Source organism: Streptomyces goshikiensis (genome assembly GCF_014650555.1).
Lineage (GTDB): Bacteria > Actinomycetota > Actinomycetes > Streptomycetales > Streptomycetaceae > Streptomyces > Streptomyces goshikiensis.
The window spans coordinates 137488-154287 of the sequence record NZ_BMVE01000008.1; the positions used below are offsets into that span (position 1 = coordinate 137488).

The following is a 16800-nucleotide window of genomic DNA, read 5'->3' on the forward strand; positions in this document are numbered from 1 at the left end:
CTTGGGAAGGGGAGGAGCCGAGATGACCGACACGGCGAGCGAAGGCGGCGCGATCGCGCGGCTGAATCCCGTGCTGCGACAGGTGCGGGCGGGCAACGGTTTCGAGGAGGCGCTGGAGCAGATCCTCCAGGTGGTCCGGCTGGGCCTGGTGCCCGGTGGGGAACGGCTGCCGCCGGAGCGCGAACTGGCCGAGCGGATGGGGATCAGCCGGGTCACGCTGCGCGAGGTGCTGAAGGTGCTCCAGGACCAGGGCCTGGTGGAATCCCGGCGCGGCCGCTACGGCGGGACGTTCGTACTGCCGCGCCCGGACACCCCGGTGGGCGGGGCCGAGGAGGAGCTGCGGCGGCGGGTCGCGGGCGTGGACATCGAGGACGTCCTGCGGTTCCGCGAGGTCCTGGAGGTGGGCGCGGCCGGCCTCTGCGCCTCCCAGGGGCTGACCGCGGAGGGCTCCGAACGGCTGCTCGCGGCCCTCGCCGCCACCCACGACGCCCCGCTCGCCGACTACCGCCGCCAGGACACGCTGTTCCACCTCACGCTGTGCGAGCTCGCCGGTTCCGCGTCCCTGACCGCCCAGTACGCGGCCGTCCGGGCCGGGGTGAACGACCTGCTGGACTGCATCCCGCTGCTGGTGCGCAACCTGGAGCACTCCCAGCAGCAGCACACCACGCTGGTCGGGGCGGTCCTGGAGCGGGACGCCGGCGCCGCGCGCGAGACGATGCGCGAGCACTGCTGCGGCACGGCGGCCCTGTTGAGGGGGTTTCTGGCCTGATGGGCCGGTTCGCTCTCTCCCGCGCCGGGAGGGTTTCGTAACCGCTCTTTAACGCAGGGGTCTTGCGCGTTCCACTCCGCTGACGCAAAGGTACGCCTCACAACCATTGCCCTCAGGTAGGAGCGCACCATGGCCGACGACATCGAGGCACGGCTGACAGCCGTGCCCGAACCCACCACTTCCCCCCAGGGTGGCGACAGCCATGACGGGTACCTGGAGCGGCGCACGCTGCGCCGCGGCAGCGCCGGCTGGCTGCTCCTGACCGGTCTCGGCGTCGCGTACGTCGTCTCCGGCGACTTCTCCGGCTGGAACGTCGGCCTCGCGCAGGGCGGCTTCGGCGGCCTCGCCATCGCCACCGCCCTGATGGGCGCGATGTACGCGTGTCTCGTGTTCTCCCTCGCGGAGCTGTCCGCGATCCTGCCGACGGCCGGCGGCGGCTACGGCTTCGCCCGGCGGGCGCTCGGCACCTGGGGCGGCTTCCTCACCGGCACCGCGATCCTCATCGAGTACATCCTTGCCCCCGCCGCGATCGCCATCTTCATCGGCGACTACGTCGAATCCCTCAACCTCTTCGGCCTCACCTCCGGCTGGCCCGTCTACCTCGCCTGCTTCGCGGTGTTCATAGGCATCCACCTGTGGGGCGTCGGCGAGGCCCTGCGCTTCTCCCTCGTCGTCACCGCGATCGCCGTGATCGCGCTGATCGTCTTCGCGCTGGGCGCCTTCACCGAGTTCGACGCCTCGAACCTCGACAACATCGCCGTGGACACCACCGCCGCCGGATCGAGTTCCTGGCTGCCGCTGGGCGTGCTCGGCATCTGGGCGGCCTTCCCCTTCGGCATGTGGTTCTTCCTCGGCGTCGAGGGCGTCCCGCTCGCGGCGGAGGAGGCCAAGGACCCGGTGCGCTCGATGCCGCGGGCCCTGTCGATCTCCATGGGCATCCTGGTCCTGCTCGCCCTCATCACCTTCCTGGCCTCGACCGGCGCCCGCGGCGCCGACGCCATCAAGGACGCGGGCAACCCGCTCGTCGTCGCGCTGGAGGGCAACCCGGACCTGTCCTGGCTGAAGACCTTCGTCAACTACGCCGGTCTCGCCGGGCTGGTGGCCTCGTTCTTCTCCCTGATCTTCGCCGGATCGCGCCAGCTGTTCGCCCTGTCCCGGGCCGGCTACCTGCCGCGCTTCCTGTCCCTCACCTCGAAGCGCAAGGCCCCGTACCTCGGTCTGCTGATCCCCGGCGCGATCGGCTTCGCCCTCGCCGCGGCCACCGGCAACGGCCCGCGCATGCTGAACATCGCGGTGTTCGGCGCGACCATCTCGTACGCCCTGATGGCCCTCTCGCACATCGTGCTCCGCAAGCGCGAGCCCGGGCTGGAGCGCCCGTACCGCACCCCGGGCGGCATCGCGACCTCCTCGGTGGCCTTCGTGCTCGCCCTCTCGGCCCTGGTCGCCACCTTCCTGGTGGACAAGGACGCGGCGTTCATCGCGCTGGCCGTGTACGCCGTCGCCCTCGCCTACTTCGCGCTCTACAGCCGCCACCACCTGGTGGCCTCGGCGCCCGAGGAGGAGTTCGCGGCCCTCGCGGAAGCCGAGGCGGAACTCTCCCGCGACTGAAATCCTTGCCCCGTCCGACCGCATCCGCTCCCGGAGGTAGAAACCGTGCCCAGGCCGCTCATCGGCATCTCCACCTATGTGGAGGAATCCACCCGCTTCGGGGTGTGGGACCTCCCCGCCGCCCTCGCCCCCGCCGGGTACCACGAACTCGTCCAGGCGGCGGGCGGCGCGGCCGTGCTGCTCCCGCCGGACGAGCCCGGCAGGGCGGCGGAGGTGCTGAGCCGGGTGGACGGCCTGGTCATCGCGGGCGGCCCCGACGTGGACCCGGTCCACTACGGAGCCGCGCGCGACCCCCGTACGGGCGCGGCCGCCACGGTCCGCGACCACTGGGAGCTGGCGCTGATCAACGCCGCGCTCGAAGCGCGGATGCCGCTGCTGGGCATCTGCCGGGGCATGCAGGCCCTGAACGTGGCCCTGGGCGGCACGCTGCACCAGCACATCGACGGCCACGTCGACACCCCGGGCGTCATGTCCTGGCACCCGGTCCGCCCCGTGCCGGGCACGCGGTACGCGCGGCTGGTCCCGGAGGAGGCGCAGGTCCCGACGTACCACCACCAGGCGGTGGACCGGGTGGGCCGCGACCTGGTGGTCTCGGCCCACGCCCTGGACGGCACGGTGGAGGCCGTCGAACTCCCCGACCCGGACCGCTGGGTCCTGGGCGTCCAATGGCACCCGGAACGCGACAACGACACCCGCGTAATGGCCTCCCTCATCGAAGCCTGCGCCTACACCCTGACCCCGGCCTAACCCCAACCACCTCAGACCGCCGGCACCCCCTTCAGCGCCGCCTGAGGCACGGGGGTGCGGGGCCGGCACCCCCAGCCCCGCCGGCGTTTGAGCGCGGGGGTCCGGGGCCGGCACCCACCTCAGCCCCGCCGGCGTTTGAGGCGCGGGGGTCCGGGGGCTGGCCCCCGGCGACGGCGCCGCACCCGGCAACGCGCACCGCCCGGACGGGCCCCGGCGACAGCCGGTCAGGCGGCGCCCGGGGGCTGGCCCCGCGTCAGCGAGAGCAGGTCCCGCGCCGGCCCGGCCGGCCGCGTCCCCCCGGGCCACACCGCCCGTAGGGCCCGGCCGAGCCCGGCCGCCCCCGACACCGGGACCTCCACCAGCCGCCGCCCCGCCAGCTCGACCCCCACCGCCAGCTCCGACAGGACACACGGCCCGGCCCCGCTCAGCGCGGCCGCCTTCACCGCCGTGGTCGACGCCAGCTCCAGCAGCGGCTCCGCCAGCCCCCCGCTCCCCGCCAGCGCAGCGTCCAGCACCTGCCGCGTCCCCGACCCCCGCTCCCGCAGGATCAGCGGGGTCGCCGCCAGCTCCGCCGCCACCACGCCCCGCGAGCGCCGCGCCCACGGGTGCCCCGGCGCCACCGCGACCACCAGCCGGTCCTGCGCGATCACCACCGAGTCCAGACCCTCCGGCACGGAGAGCCCCTCCACGAACCCCAGGTCCGCCTCGTGGGCCAGCACCCGCTGCGCGACCACCGCCGAGTTCCCTGCGTGCAGGGACACCGCCGTGTCCGGCCGCTGCCCCCGCAGCGCGATCAGCCACCCCGGCAGCAGGTACTCCGCGATCGTCATGCTGGCCGCCACCCGTAGCCGCGAGTCCCGCCGCCCGCGCAGCGCCTGCGCCCCCGCATCGAACGCCTCGGCCGCCTCCACCACCCGCCGGGCCCAGTCCGTGACCAGCGCACCGTCCGCCGTCAGCGTCGATCCCCGCGGGGAGCGGTCCACCAGCGCGACGCCCAGCCGGGTCTCCATCGCCCGGATCCGGCTGCTCGCGGCGGGCTGGGTGATCCCCAGCCGGCGGGCGGCCGCGCTCAGACTGCCGACGCGCGCCACCGCCAGCAGCAGCTCCAGCGCGCCGAGGTCCGGCACGCGGTGCGCGAGCGGCACCCACTCCTCATTACCCATAAATGCAGTTTATGCCCTCATATGAAGGTGACCTCTGCCGCCCCGCCCGCTCCGGCGGGACGCTGGCTCCATGGCCACCACCCTCGCGCTACCCCGCTCCGCCACCGCCCCCGCGCCCCTGGCCCACAAGGCTCCCGCGCTCCGGCACCTCGGCCCCAACTGGTACGCCGCCGTCATGGGCACGGCGATCATCGCGAACGCCGGCGCGAGCCTCCCGTACCAGCTGCCCGGCCAGCGCGTGGCCTGCCAGCTGTTCTGGGCGCTGTCCGCCGCCGCCCTCGCCGTCCTACTGACCGCCCGCGCCGGGCACTGGGTCCACCACCGCGACCAGGCCCGCGCCCATCTCCTCGACCCCGCCGTCGCCCCCTTCTACGGCTGTCTCTCGATGGCGCTGCTGGCCGTCGGCGCCGGCACCCTCACCGTCGGCAAGGACCTGATCGGCACCGGCCCGGCCGTCGCCGCCGACACCGTCCTGTTCACCGCCGGCACCGCGACCGGGCTGCTCATAGCCGTCGCCGTCCCGTACCTGATGGTGGTCCGGCACAAGGTCGAGCCGCACCAGGCCACCCCGGTGTGGCTGCTCCCCGTGGTCGCCCCCATGGTCTCCGCCGCCGTGGGCCCGCTGCTGATACCCCACCTGCCCGCCGGCCAGCCCCGCGAGGCGCTGCTGCTCGCCTGCTACGCCATGTTCGGCATCAGCCTGCTGGCCACCCTGCTCATGCTGCCCCTGGTCTTCGGCCGGCTGATCGTGAGCGGTCCGCTGCCGCTGGCCCTGACCCCCGCCCTGTTCCTGGTGCTGGGGCCGCTCGGCCAGTCCACCACCGCCGTGAACCAGCTCGCCGACATGGCCCCGCAGTCGATCGGGGCCCCGTACGCCGGTGCGTTCGGCGCCTTCGCGGTCGTCTACGGGGTGCCCGTGATGGGCTTCGCGCTGCTGTGGCTGGCGCTGTCCGCCGCGATGCTGGTGCGGGCCGCCCGCCGGGGCATGGGGTTCGCGATGACCTGGTGGGCGCTGACCTTCCCCGTCGGCACCTGTGTCACCGGCGCCGCCGCACTGGCCCGCCACACCGGCCTGACGGCCTTCGCCTGGCTGGCCGCCGCCCTGTTCCTGGCCCTGGTCACCGCCTGGCTGCTGGCCGCGGCCCACACCCTGCGCGGCCTCGCCTCCGGCCGCCTCCTCGCCGCCCCGCGCTGAGCGCGCCCCGCCGCCCCACCGCACCACCGGCCCGCGCGCCCCGGGCTCCTACGGGGGTGCCGGGCGCGGGCCTGCCTCAGCCCGCCTCCCGCAGGGCCCGCGACAGCACCGCCGGGGCCTGCGCGAGCGAGGGGCCGTACCAGGTCAGGTGCCGGCCGCTGACCAGCGCCGCCGGGAGTCCCGGGAAGGCCTCCGGCCCGTCCTCGGCCGTGAAGCGGTACGGCTCGTCCGGCAGCACCACCAGATCGCAGCCCGCCGCCGCCAGCTCCGCCACCGCCACCTTCGGGTACCGCTCCGCGTGCCCGGCGTAGACGTTGCGCACGCCCAGCCGCGCCAGCAGGTCCCCGGCGAAGGTGTCCCGGCCGAGCACCATCCAGGGGCGCCGCCAGATCGGCACGAACGCCCGCCGCTCCGCATCCGGTTCCACCCGGGCCCACGCGCTCTCCGCGTCCGCCAGCCACCCCGGCCGCGCCAGCCCCAGGGCCCCCACCAGTACCCGGTCCAGCTCGCGCAGCGCCTGCGGCAGTCCCCGTACCTCGGTGACCAGCACCTCCACCCCGGCCGCCCGCAGCTGCGCGAGGTCCGGGGCCCGGTTCTCCTCCTCATTGGCGATCACCAGGTCGGGGCGCAGCTCCGCGATCGCCCGTACGTCGGGATTCTTCGTGCCCCCGATCCGCGCCACCCCCGCCAGCTCCGGCGCGGGGTGCGTGCACCAGTCGGTGACCCCGACCAGCAGCCCGGGCGCACTCACCGCCACCGCCTCCGTCAGCGACGGGACCAGCGAGACGACTCTCTTCCGGTCGGGCCGCACCGGCCGGCTCACTGCCCCGGCGAGGGCGGCTCGGAGGTCGCGTGGATGTGCTCGCCGACCGCCACGACCAGGAACCGGGTGTCCTCGGTGACGGCCCGCCAGCGGTGCCGTACGCCGCCCGACAGGAACAGCGCGTCCCCGCTCTCCAGCCGGTACGCGCGCCCCTCGGCCTCCACCTGGCAGGCGCCCGAGACCACGTACATCAGCTCGTCGTTGCGGTGCTGGTACTCGCGGCCGGCGTCCTGGTCCCCGGTGAACTCCAGTGCGTGCAGCTGGTGGTGCCCCCGTACGAGGGGACGGACACCGGGAACGGGTTCGAGCCCGGAGTCGTCCCCGGCGCGTACGAGGTCCACCGTGCGCGCGGTGTCGGAGGCGGCCAGCAGCTCGACGGCCGTGGTCTCCAGGGCGTCGGCGACCCGCTCCAGGGAACGCATGCTCGGCCGGGCCCGCTCGTTCTCTATCTGGCTCAGGAAGGGCACCGAAAGACCGCTGCGCGCCGACACCGCGGCGAGCGTCAGGTGGAGGGCGCGCCGCCGCTTGCGCACGGCGACACCCACCCGGAGCGGTTCTTTCGCGTCCTTGTCCCGCTCCTTGTCGTCCGCGCCGTCCCTGTCGTTCATCTCGGGGCTGCCCTCCCCTTGTCCGTCGCACGTAGGTCTGCTGTAAGCACCATACGCAGCAACCGCCTCCGGTTTCGCGCGCTCGGCCTCGCTGGCCGGAGTCAGCGCCTCGTGGTGCGGCTGCGGCATCATCGTCACCGTGACGACACGACGCCTGATGCTCCTTGACACCGCCTCCCTCTACTACCGCGCGTACTTCGGTGTGCCGGACTCCGTGAAGGCCCCGGACGGCACCCCCGTCAACGCCGTGCGCGGGCTGCTCGACTTCATCGGGCGACTGGTCCAGGACCACCGCCCGGACGATCTGGTGGCGTGCATGGACGCCGACTGGAGGCCGCAGTGGCGGGTGGAGCTGATCCCCTCGTACAAGGCCCACCGGGTCGCGGTGGAGACGGAGACCGGCCCCGACCTGGAGGACACCCCCGACACCCTGGCCCCGCAGGTGCCCATCATCGAGGCGGCGCTGGACGCGTTCGGGATCGCGCGGGTGGGGGTCGCCGGATACGAGGCGGACGACGTGATCGGCACGCTGACGGACCGCGCGAGCGGCCCGGTGGACATCGTCACCGGCGACCGGGACCTCTACCAGCTGGTCGACGACGCCCGGGAGCGGCGCGTGCTGTACCCGCTCAAGGGGGTGGGCACGCTCCAGGTGACGGACGAGGCGTGGCTGCGCGAGAAGTACGGGGTGGACGGCCCCGGGTACGCGGATCTGGCGCTGCTGCGCGGGGACCCGAGCGACGGCCTGCCCGGGGTTCCCGGGATCGGCGAGAAGACGGCGGCGAAGCTGCTCGACGCGTACGGGAACCTGGCCGGAATCATCGCGGCGATCGACGACCCGCGGTCCCGGCTGACGGCTACGCAGCGTAAGCGGCTGGACGAATCGCGGCCGTATCTGGCCGTGGCGCCGAAGGTCGTCAAGGTCGCTTCGGACGTTCCGCTTCCGGATTTCGACCCCGCTCTGCCGAGGGTCGCGGCGCAGCCCGATCTCGTGGACGCGCTGGCGCACCGGTGGGGGTTGGGCGGAGCGGTGTCGCGTCTGAGCAGCGCGCTACTTCCCTGAGGTGCTAACTTAGGTAATCCTAAGTACCAATGGAGTCAGGGGAGACGCCGTGGCAGAAGGACGCGCCCGCACGGTCGGCACAGCCGTCGTAGTACGCACCGAGCGGCTGACACCGCACATGGTGCGCGTGGTGCTGGGCGGTGACGGACTGGCCGATTTCGACGCGGGCGAGTTCACCGACCACTACATCAAGCTCCTGTTCCCGCCGGAGGGCGTCACGTACGCCTCTCCCTGGGACCTGGAGGCGATTCGTTCCTCCCACCCGCGCGACGAGTGGCCGCGCCAGCGCGCGTACACCGTGCGGGCGTGGGACGCCGCGCACCACGAGCTGACCCTCGACTTCGTGGTCCACGGGGACGAGGGCCTGGCCGGCCCCTGGGCCGCGCGGGTCCAGCCGGGCGAGACGGTACGTTTCCTCGGCCCGGGCGGCGCGTACGCCCCGGACCCGACGGCGGGCTGGCACCTCCTGGTCGGCGACGAGAGCGCCCTGCCGGCGATCGCCGCGGCGATGGAGCGGATGCCGGTCGGCGCGGACGTGCGGGCGTTCGTGGAGGTCGAGGGCCCGCAGGACGAGCAGAAGGTCGCCACGCCGGACGGGGTCGTCCCGGTCTGGCTCCACCGCGCCGGGCGCCCGGTCGGCGAGGCCCTGGTGGAGGCGATCACCTCGCTGGAGTTCCCCTCGAAGGACGTCCACGCCTTCGTCCACGGCGAGGCGGGCTTCGTGAAGGACCTCCGCCGCCACCTCCGCATGGAACGCGGCGTCCCCCGCGAACGCCTGTCGATCTCGGGCTACTGGCGCCTGGGCGAAACCGACGAGGGCTGGCGCGCGATCAAGCGCGACTGGAACGCCACGGTAGAAGCCGAACAAGAACGCGCCGCCTGACCTGGCGGTCCGGCGGCGGCCGAACCCAGCCCCGCCGGCGATTGAGGCGCGGGGGGCGGGGCAGGGCCGCGTCGGCGTTCGGGGGGCGGGGTGCGGCGTCCGGCAGGACAATGGCGGCATGCGTACGCCGCGCGTGCTCACCGCCACCGGGGTGCTCGTCGCGCTGGCCGCCGGGACGGCAACGGCGACGACGACCGCCGCCCCCACCCCGCCCCCACCCCCGCGGCCCCAGATCACCGACGCCGCCGTCGAGAAGGCCGTGGCCCGCCTCGACGGCACCGTCGCCGCCATGATGCGGACGACCGGCGTCCCCGGCGCCTCCGTGGCCGTCGTCCACAACGACAAGGTCCTCTACCTCAAGGGCTTCGGCCTCCGAAGGACCGGTGAGAGCGGCAAGGTCGACCCCGACACCGTCTTCCAGATCGCCTCGCTCTCCAAGCCCGTCTCCTCCACCGTCGTCGCCGGCACCCTTTCCGACCCCGCCGACTGGGACAAGCACGTCCCCCTCCCCGGCTTCGCGCTGAAGGACCCCTGGGTCAGCGACCACGTCGCCACCGCCGACCTCTTCTCCCACCGCAGCGGCCTCCCCGACCACGCCGGGGACCTCCTCGAAGACCTCGGCTACGACCAGTCGTACATCCTCGACCACCTCCGCCTGGAGCCCCTCGACCCGTTCCGCATCAGCTACGCGTACACCAACTTCGGCTTCACCGCCGCCGCCGAGGCCATCGCCGCCGCCCGGGGCACCAGCTGGCAGAAGCTGTCCGCGGACACCCTCTTCAAGCCCGCCGGCATGACCCGCACCAGCACCGAGTTCTCCGCGTTCCGCGACGCCCCCGACCACGCCGCCACCCACGTGAAGAACCCCGACGGCACCTGGAGCCCCCGCTACGTCCGCGACCCCGACGCCCAGTCGCCCGCCGGCGGCGTCAGTTCCACCGCCCGCGACATGTCGCGCTGGCTGCGGCTCCAGCTCGGCAACGGCGTCCTCGACGGCAAGCGCATCGTCCCCGCCGGCACCCTCGACCGCACCCACCAGCCGCAGATCCTCTCGCAGCCGCCCACCACCGCCACCGGCGAGCACACCGGCTTCTACGGGCTCGGCTGGAACGTCTCCTACGACGACGCCGGCCGCCTCCGCCTGAGCCACTCCGGGGCCTTCGAACTCGGCGCCAACACCAACGTCACGATGCTCCCCCTGGAACAGCTCGGCATCATCGTCCTCACCAACGGCGCCCCCGTCGGCCTCGCCGACGCCGTCGCCCTCGACTTCTTCGACGTCGCCGAGCACGGCCGGGCCTCCACCGACTGGCTCGCGGTCGCCTCGGCGCTGTACGCGCAGGCACTCGACGCGGGCCGCTCCCCCACCGACTACGCGCACCCGCCCGCGGGCGCCAAGCCCGCGAGGAACGACTCGGCGTACACCGGAACGTACGACAACCCGTACTACGGCAAGCTCACCGTGGCGGCGAACCCGGACGGCAGCGGCCTGACCCTCTCCCTCGGCCCCAAGCCCCTGAAGTTCCCCCTCACCCACTACGACGGCGACGTCTTCAGCTTCGAGACCGCCGGCGAGAACGCGGTCGGCCGCACCGGCGTCACCTTCGCCGACGGCACGGTCCGCGTCGAGTACCTGGACGCGAACCACCTGGGCACCTTCACCCGGCAGTAGGAAGCCGCCCCCGCCGGGGCGCCTACGCTGGACCCCGATGAGACGCAGACCCCTACCCCCCGCGCCGCTCCCCCAGGTCGCCGGCATCGACCCGGTCCGGCTGCGGCTGCCCTCCGACCCGGACGGGCTCTGGCCGGACCTCGGCGCCTACCTCACCGACCGCTACGCCGGCACCCGCGGCGCCGAGACCATGCCCGGCCTGCTCCGCGCCGGCCGGGTCCTCGGGGTGGGAGGCCGCGTGCTGCGCCCGGAGGACCCGTACGAGCCGGGCAGCTACCTGTGGTTCCACCGGGACATGCCGCCCGAGCCGGCGGTGCCCTTCCCCATCGGCGTCGTCTACCGCGACGAGCACCTCCTCGTCGCGGACAAGCCGCACTTCCTGGCGACGACCCCGCGCGGCAGCCACGTCACCCAGACCGCGCTGGCCCGGCTCCGCGACGAGCTGGATCTGCCCGCCCTCAGCCCCGCGCACCGGCTCGACCGGCTGACGGCCGGCCTGGTCATGTTCAGCATCCGCCCCGAGGACCGCGGCGCGTACCAGCTGCTCTTCCAGAACCGGCGGGTCGGGAAGCAGTACGAGGCCCTCGCGCCGCTGGATCCGGCGCTCGCCCTCCCGCGCACCCTGCACAGCCGGATCGAGAAGACCCGCGGCGTCATCGCGGCGGCCGAGATCCCGGGCGGCGAGCCGAACGCCGAGACGCTGGTCGAACTCGCCGAGTCGAAGGGGGACACGGGCCGCTACCGGCTGACCCCGCACACCGGCCGCACCCACCAGCTGCGGGTGCACATGAACAGCCTGGGGCTGCCCATCCTCGGGGACCCCGTCTACCCGAAGGTCACCGACCCGGACCCGCTGGACTACCGCCGGCCGCTGCAACTGCTCGCCCGGGTCCTGGAGTTCACCGACCCGGTCACCGGGATCGCCCACCGCCTGGAGAGCCGGCGCACCCTGGAGGCGTGGGAAGACCCCACCGCCTGGGACGCCGGCCCCCGGCCGGAAGGGACGGCCTAGCCGACGGAGCTGTAGGCCACCACACCGCGCAGCAGCGAGTCGACGGCCTTGCGGGCGTTCTTCGCGACCGTGCTGCCCGTCGAGGACGGCGGCGCGGCCGCGGCGATCTGCCCGAGTACGTCGATGACCTGCTTGCACCAGCGCACGAAGTCACCGGCCGGCATCTCCGCCTCGCGCAGCACCTCGTCCAGGCCCTTGTCGGAGGCCCACTGGTACGCCGCCCACGCGAAGCCGAGGTCCGGCTCGCGCTGGCCCACGCCCTCCGCCTGGTTGATGCGGTGCTCCTCCTCCAGCGCGTCGAGGCGGCCCCAGATCCGGACCATCTCGCCCAGCGCCACCTTCGCGGCCCCGTTCGGCACCTTCGGCGCGGCCGCGTCGTCGGACTGCCGCGCCTCGAACACCAACGCCGAGACGCAGGAGGCCAGTTCGGCCGGGCTCAGGCCCTCCCAGACCCGCTCGCGCAGGCACTCCGACGCCAGCAGGTCGAGCTCCCCGTACAGCCGGGCGAGCCGCTTGCCGTGCTCGGTGACCTCGTCCTCGCGCAGGTAGTCGAGCTCGGTGAGCAGCGCGTGGATCCGGTCGAAGGTGCGGGCGATGGTGTTCGTCCGGCCCTCGATGCGCCGCTCCAGCTGCTGGGTGTCCCGCTTGAGGCGGTGGTAGCGCTCCGCCCAGCGGGCGTGGTCCTCGCGCTCGTCGCACCCGTGGCAGGGGTGCGCCCGCAGCTCGGCCCGCAGCCTGGCGATCTCACGGTCGTCGGCCGCGGCCGCCCTGCCGCGCTTGTGCCGGTCCGGCGCTATGTGCCCGGCCTTGGCGCGCAGTTGGGACGCCAGGTCCCGGCGCGACTGCGGCGAGCGCTGGTTGAAGGTCTTGGGGATCCGCATCCGCTCGATGGCCTCGACCGGAACCGGGAAGTCGATCGCGGCGAGCCGCTTGACCTGCCGCTCCGCGGTGAGCACCAGCGGGCGCGGGCCCTCGGTGTACTCCTGGCCGCGGTGCCCGTTGACCCGCCCCGCCGGCATGCCCGGATCCAGCACCAGCGCCAGCCCGGCGAACTTGCCGGTCGGCACGTGGATGATGTCGCCCGGCTTGAGCCGCTCCAGCGAACCGGCCGCCTGCGCCCGGCGCTGCGCCGCGCCCTGCTTCGCCAGATCGGTCTCGCGGTCCTTGAGGTCGCGGCGCAGCCGCGCGTACTCAGCGAAGTCCCCGAGGTGGCAGGTCATGCCCTGCTCGTAGCCCTCCAGGCCCTCCTCGTTGCGCTGCACCTGCTTGGAGATCCCGACGACCGAGCGGTCGGCCTGGAACTGCGCGAAGGAGGTCTCCAGCAGCTCGCGCGAACGGTGCCGCCCGAACATCTGGACCAGGTTGACGGCCATGTTGTACGAGGGCTTGAAGCTGGAGCGCAGCGGATACGTACGGGTACCGGCGAGCCCGGCCAGACCCACCGGGTCCATGCCGCGCTGCCACAGGACCACCGCGTGGCCCTCGACGTCGATGCCGCGCCGCCCGGCCCGGCCGGTCAGCTGCGTGTACTCGCCGGGGGTGATGTCGGCGTGCTGCTCGCCGTTCCACTTGACCAGCTTCTCCAGGATCACCGTGCGCGCGGGCATGTTGATGCCGAGCGCCAGCGTCTCGGTCGCGAACACGGCCTTGACCAGGCCCCGGACGAAGAGCTCCTCCACGACCTCCTTGAAGGTCGGCAGCATGCCGGCGTGGTGCGCGGCGATGCCCCGCTCCAGGCCTTCGAGCCATTCGTAGTACCCGAGGACGTGCAGGTCCTCGGTGGGGATGGAGGCGGTCCGCTCCTCTACGATGCCGCGCACCTTCAGGCGCGCTTCCTCGTTGTTGAGCCGCAGGCCCGCGTACAGGCACTGCTGGACGGCGGCCTCGCAACCGGCGCGGCTGAAGATGAAGTTGATGGCGGGCAGCAGGTCGTCGTTGTCGAGGCGGGCGATCACCTCGGGACGGCTCGGCGTCCAGATCCGGCTGCGCGAGCGCCGCTCGCGCTCGCGGTCGGCCTCGCGGACCATCTTGCCGCGCCGCCGGTCCTTCGGGTTGTACGTGCGGCTGTTCTCCTCGCGCGCCATGCGCAGCAGATCGGGGTTGACCTCCCGGCGCGCGGAGCCGCGGCCGCCGTGGTCGGACTCCTCCTCGAAGAGGTCGTACACCCGCCGGCCGGCCATGACGTGCTGCCACAGCGGTACGGGCCGCTCCTCGGAGACGATCACGTCGGTGTCGCCGCGGACGGTGTCCAGCCAGTCGCCGAACTCCTCCGCGTTGGACACGGTGGCCGAGAGGGACACCAGGGTCACCGACTCGGGGAGGTGGATGATCACTTCCTCCCAGACGGCGCCGCGGAAGCGGTCGGAGAGGTAGTGCACCTCGTCCATCACGACGTAGCCGAGGCCGCGCAGCGCCTGGGAGCCCGCGTACAGCATGTTGCGGAGCACCTCGGTGGTCATGACGACCACGGGCGCGTCCCCGTTGACGCTGTTGTCGCCGGTCAGCAGGCCCACCTTGTCGGCGCCGTAGCGCTTGACGAGGTCGGCGAACTTCTGGTTCGACAGGGCCTTGATCGGCGTCGTGTAGAAGCACTTGCGGCCCTGCGCGAGCGCCAGGTGCACGGCGAACTCGCCGACGATGGTCTTGCCCGAGCCCGTCGGGGCGGCGACCAGCACGCCCTTGCCGGCCTCCAGTGCCTTGCAGGCCTCGACCTGGTACGGGTCCAGGTCGAATTCGTACATCTCGCGGAAGGGGGCCAGGGCAGAGGCCTCTTCCGCGGCGCGGATCCGGGCAGCGGCGTACCGCTCGGCGGGTGAGAGTTCTTCGGTCATCTTGTAGTCGAGCCTACCCGCCGCCTCTGACAACAGTCGCGATCTTTATTCAGGAGGCCTTTACCCCGAATCAGGGCATCAGAAGCCTCAGGGCGGCGGGTACGCACTCGGCGGTCACGGGCAGCGGCCCCATCGGCTCGCCGTCCGCGTAGGCGGTGCTCCCGGCCGCCTCCAGCGTCACCTTCCGGGCCCGGTGGACGGTCACCTTCGGGTGGCTGAGGTGGGTGCCCCGGTAGACGCGCGGGAACACCCGCAGGAGGGTGGCGCGGGTGCAGTCGCCGACCACCGTGATGTCGAAGAGCCCGTCGTCGGGCACCGCGTCCGCGCAGATGCGCATGCCGCCGCCGTACGAGGATCCGTTGCCCACCGCCACCAGCGTGGCCTCGGTCTCGATGACGGGGCCGTCGTCCAGGGTGATCCGGTACGGGAAGGGGCGGAAGGCGGCCAGCTCCGCGATCATGGCGAGGTCGTACTTGAAGCGCCCCGCGGGCAGCCGCATCCGGTTGCCCCGGTCGTTGACGCGCGAGTCGAAGCCGGAGCACAGCACCGTCCCGTACCAGGTCCCGGAGCCGGTCCCCTCGGCCCCCTCGGCCCGGTTGACGCGGCCCAGGTCGATCTCCCGGATCCGGCCCTCCTTGAGGGCCTCGCCGGCCAGCCGCCCGGCCTGCTCGGGATCCCGTACGGGCAGCCCCATGGCCCGCGCGAAGTCGTTCCCGGTGCCCACGGCGATCACGCCGAGCGGCACCAGCGTGCCCGCGAGGGCCTGGAGGGCGAGGGAGACCATCCCGTCGCCGCCGACGGCGAGCACCGCGCCGGTCCCCTCGCGGACGGCGGTGCGCAGCTGGGCCAGCGCGTCCCCGGCGTCCGCGCCGGAGACGGTCCGCACGCAGAAGCCGGCGGCCCGGAGCGCGGAAGCGGCCGGCTGCGCGACCCGCGCGCCCCGGCCGCGTCCCGCGGTGGGATTGACGAAGAGGGTGATCTCAGCGCTCACCCGCCGGAATCTACCGGTCAGGTCGCGTCGTCGTAACCGTTGATCCGCTGGCGCCCGCCGTCGTCCTGTCCGGGCAGCGCGTTCGGGGCCGGTACGGATTCGACGCCGCCGATCGGCGCGGGGGTGAGGTCCAGGTCGGAGGCCTCGTCGTCGTCGAGACCGGCGTCGGGGTTGGCACGGCTGCGACGGCGGTCGTTGAGCAGACAGATCCCGAGGGCCAGGAAGTACAGGGCGACGATCGGGGAGGCCAGCGTCAGCATGGTGAGCGGGTCGCCGGTCGGGGTGGCGAAGGCCGCGAAGATCGTGATGCCGAGGACCATGGCCCGCCACCAGCTGCCCAGCCGCTTGGCGCTGAGCACTCCCGTGAAGTTCAGCAGGACCAGCATCAGCGGCAGCTCGAACGCGAGGCCGAAGACCACGACCATGCGCGTGACCAGGTCGAGGTAGTCGTCGACCGGGAGCAGGTTCTTGACGTGGTCGGGGGTGAAGCCGAGGAGGATCTCCGCGGTCTGCGGCAGGATCTTGTACGCGAGCACCGCGCCGGCGAGGAACAGCGGAGCGCCGACCGCGACGAAGCTCAGCGCGTACTTCTTCTCGTTCTTGTGCAGGCCGGGGGCGGCGAAGGCCCACAGCTGGTACAGCCAGACCGGGGCGGAGAACACGACGCCCGCGGAGAGTCCGACCTTGAGCGCGATGGAGAAGGGCGCGGTCAGGCCGTTCGTCGTCATCTCGGCGCAGGGCGCGCCGTTGCGCTGGAGGGTCGCGCCGGGGGTACAGCCGACCGAGGAGAGCATCGGCTCCAGCAGGAAGTCGATGATCGGCCTGTAGTAGTAGGCCGCGACGACGGTGATCACCACGATCGCCAGGACCGACTTCAGCAGGCGGTTACGCAGCTCACGCAGGTGTTCGACCAGAGGCATACGCCCTTCGGCGTCCTTCACCTTCTGGACCTTCTGGTCCTGCTTCCCCTGCTTGCGGGCAGACTTGAGCAACCCACGTCCCTTGTCTCGTTGCAGATGACTGGCGTGACCTCGGCCGTGTGGCCGGGCCGGGGTCAGCCCTGGGTGGTGCGGTTCGGCTCGCTGACGGGCCGCGAGCTGGTCACGTCACCGGGCGCGGCCTGGATGGTGCGCGGGGCGACGGGCTGCTGCGGGGCCTGGTCGGCGACCGGAGCGGCGGCGGCGTCCTCCGCCTCGCCGTCCTTCTTCATCGCCTTGGCCTCGCTCTTGAGGATGCGCGCCGACTTGCCCAGGGAGCGGGCCATCTCGGGGAGCTTCTTGGCGCCGAACAGCAGCACGATGACAGCGATGATCAGAAGGATCTCAAGGGGCTTCAGATTGCCGATCATGTGTGTCTTCCTTCTCACCGAAACGGCTGGTTGTGGAGGCGGCGGCGGCCGGGGATGGTGATCCTGTGACCGCCTTGCAAAGGATCG

General features: G+C 73.0%; 15 protein-coding genes. 8 read left to right on the forward strand and 7 right to left on the reverse strand.

Annotated elements, in window-relative coordinates; translation table 11 throughout:
* Positions 1–22: 22 nt before the first annotated feature.
* The 3 genes from IE248_RS23210 to IE248_RS23220 all read left to right on the forward strand — a co-directional run bounded on the left by IE248_RS23210 (position 23) and on the right by IE248_RS23220 (position 3124).
* On the forward strand, positions 23–769 hold the full coding sequence (locus tag IE248_RS23210; protein ID WP_073795988.1) for a FadR/GntR family transcriptional regulator: 747 nt from the start codon (positions 23–25) through the stop codon (positions 767–769).
* A gap of 129 nt (positions 770–898) precedes the next feature.
* Positions 899–2377: an ethanolamine permease gene (gene eat, locus IE248_RS23215; protein WP_037793589.1), complete on the forward strand. Its 1479-nt coding sequence runs from the start codon at positions 899–901 to the stop codon at positions 2375–2377.
* 45 nt (positions 2378–2422) lie between these two features.
* On the forward strand, positions 2423–3124 hold the full coding sequence (locus IE248_RS23220; protein ID WP_190031574.1) for a gamma-glutamyl-gamma-aminobutyrate hydrolase family protein: 702 nt from the start codon (positions 2423–2425) through the stop codon (positions 3122–3124).
* 224 nt (positions 3125–3348) lie between these two features.
* Here the strand turns inward: IE248_RS23220 and IE248_RS23225 are convergent, their stop codons facing one another.
* Positions 3349–4287 carry a LysR family transcriptional regulator gene (locus IE248_RS23225; protein ID WP_047960519.1) on the reverse strand — a complete coding sequence of 313 codons (939 nt, stop codon included), beginning with the start codon at positions 4285–4287 and terminating at the stop codon, positions 3349–3351.
* 70 nt (positions 4288–4357) lie between these two features.
* On the opposite strand from IE248_RS23225, the gene IE248_RS23230 reads away from it, so the two are divergent.
* Positions 4358–5482 (forward strand): TDT family transporter, encoded by a 1125-nt coding sequence (locus IE248_RS23230; RefSeq protein ID WP_190031575.1) that lies wholly within the window; start codon positions 4358–4360, stop codon positions 5480–5482.
* A 76-nt stretch (positions 5483–5558) separates the two neighbouring features.
* Here the strand turns inward: IE248_RS23230 and IE248_RS23235 are convergent, their stop codons facing one another.
* Both IE248_RS23235 and IE248_RS23240 read right to left on the reverse strand, forming a co-directional pair.
* Positions 5559–6293, reverse strand: coding sequence for a helical backbone metal receptor (locus IE248_RS23235; protein ID WP_073795991.1), 735 nt, complete (start codon positions 6291–6293; stop codon positions 5559–5561).
* An 8-nt stretch (positions 6294–6301) separates the two neighbouring features.
* Positions 6302–6913 (reverse strand): helix-turn-helix domain-containing protein, encoded by a 612-nt coding sequence (locus tag IE248_RS23240; protein ID WP_073795993.1) that lies wholly within the window; start codon positions 6911–6913, stop codon positions 6302–6304.
* Positions 6914–7070: 157 nt separating this feature from the next.
* Here IE248_RS23240 and IE248_RS23245 point away from each other — a divergent pair, with 157 nt between their 5' ends.
* The 4 genes from IE248_RS23245 to IE248_RS23260 all read left to right on the forward strand — a co-directional run bounded on the left by IE248_RS23245 (position 7071) and on the right by IE248_RS23260 (position 11543).
* Positions 7071–7976, forward strand: a complete 906-nt coding sequence (locus tag IE248_RS23245; RefSeq protein WP_190031633.1) for a 5'-3' exonuclease — start codon at positions 7071–7073, stop codon at positions 7974–7976.
* Positions 7977–8025: 49 nt separating this feature from the next.
* Positions 8026–8859: a siderophore-interacting protein gene (locus IE248_RS23250; RefSeq protein WP_100582381.1), complete on the forward strand. Its 834-nt coding sequence runs from the start codon at positions 8026–8028 to the stop codon at positions 8857–8859.
* Between the two features lie 118 nt (positions 8860–8977).
* A complete protein-coding gene (locus tag IE248_RS23255) occupies positions 8978–10531 on the forward strand; it encodes a serine hydrolase (protein WP_229895470.1) in 1554 nt (517 codons plus the stop codon).
* Positions 10532–10568: 37 nt separating this feature from the next.
* The gene (locus IE248_RS23260) at positions 10569–11543 is read left to right on the forward strand and encodes a pseudouridine synthase (protein WP_190031576.1); all 975 of its coding nucleotides are present in this window, start codon (positions 10569–10571) and stop codon (positions 11541–11543) included.
* On the opposite strand, the gene IE248_RS23265 is transcribed toward IE248_RS23260, so the two are convergent.
* The 4 genes from IE248_RS23265 to tatA form a co-directional block, all read right to left on the reverse strand.
* Complete coding sequence (locus tag IE248_RS23265; protein ID WP_037797260.1) at positions 11540–14374, reverse strand: DEAD/DEAH box helicase; 2835 nt, start codon at positions 14372–14374, stop codon at positions 11540–11542. The two genes, IE248_RS23260 and IE248_RS23265, sit on opposite strands and share 4 nt — an antisense overlap.
* Positions 14375–14444: 70 nt before the next feature.
* A complete protein-coding gene (locus IE248_RS23270) occupies positions 14445–15365 on the reverse strand; it encodes a diacylglycerol kinase (RefSeq protein ID WP_190031577.1) in 921 nt (306 codons plus the stop codon).
* 17 nt (positions 15366–15382) lie between these two features.
* The gene (gene tatC, locus IE248_RS23275; RefSeq protein WP_073774661.1) at positions 15383–16357 is read right to left on the reverse strand and encodes a twin-arginine translocase subunit TatC; all 975 of its coding nucleotides are present in this window, start codon (positions 16355–16357) and stop codon (positions 15383–15385) included.
* Positions 16358–16419: 62 nt separating this feature from the next.
* The gene (gene tatA, locus IE248_RS23280) at positions 16420–16713 is read right to left on the reverse strand and encodes a Sec-independent protein translocase subunit TatA (protein WP_037793597.1); all 294 of its coding nucleotides are present in this window, start codon (positions 16711–16713) and stop codon (positions 16420–16422) included.
* Between the last annotated feature and the right edge of the window lie 87 nt (positions 16714–16800).

What these genes read in the sequence shown, in the direction of transcription:
- IE248_RS23210 (WP_073795988.1), top strand. Translation starts at nt 23, where the DNA reads ATGACCGACACGGCGAGCGAAGGCGGCGCGATCGCGCGGCTGAATCCC.
- eat (WP_037793589.1), top strand. Translation starts at nt 899, where the DNA reads ATGGCCGACGACATCGAGGCACGGCTGACAGCCGTGCCCGAACCCACC.
- IE248_RS23225 (WP_047960519.1), bottom strand. Translation starts at nt 4,287, where the DNA reads ATGGGTAATGAGGAGTGGGTGCCGCTCGCGCACCGCGTGCCGGACCTC.
- IE248_RS23230 (WP_190031575.1), top strand. Translation starts at nt 4,358, where the DNA reads ATGGCCACCACCCTCGCGCTACCCCGCTCCGCCACCGCCCCCGCGCCC.
- IE248_RS23240 (WP_073795993.1), bottom strand. Translation starts at nt 6,913, where the DNA reads ATGAACGACAGGGACGGCGCGGACGACAAGGAGCGGGACAAGGACGCG.
- IE248_RS23245 (WP_190031633.1), top strand. Translation starts at nt 7,071, where the DNA reads ATGCTCCTTGACACCGCCTCCCTCTACTACCGCGCGTACTTCGGTGTG.
- IE248_RS23255 (WP_229895470.1), top strand. Translation starts at nt 8,978, where the DNA reads ATGCGTACGCCGCGCGTGCTCACCGCCACCGGGGTGCTCGTCGCGCTG.
- IE248_RS23260 (WP_190031576.1), top strand. Translation starts at nt 10,569, where the DNA reads ATGAGACGCAGACCCCTACCCCCCGCGCCGCTCCCCCAGGTCGCCGGC.
- IE248_RS23265 (WP_037797260.1), bottom strand. Translation starts at nt 14,374, where the DNA reads ATGACCGAAGAACTCTCACCCGCCGAGCGGTACGCCGCTGCCCGGATC.
- tatA (WP_037793597.1), bottom strand. Translation starts at nt 16,713, where the DNA reads ATGATCGGCAATCTGAAGCCCCTTGAGATCCTTCTGATCATCGCTGTC.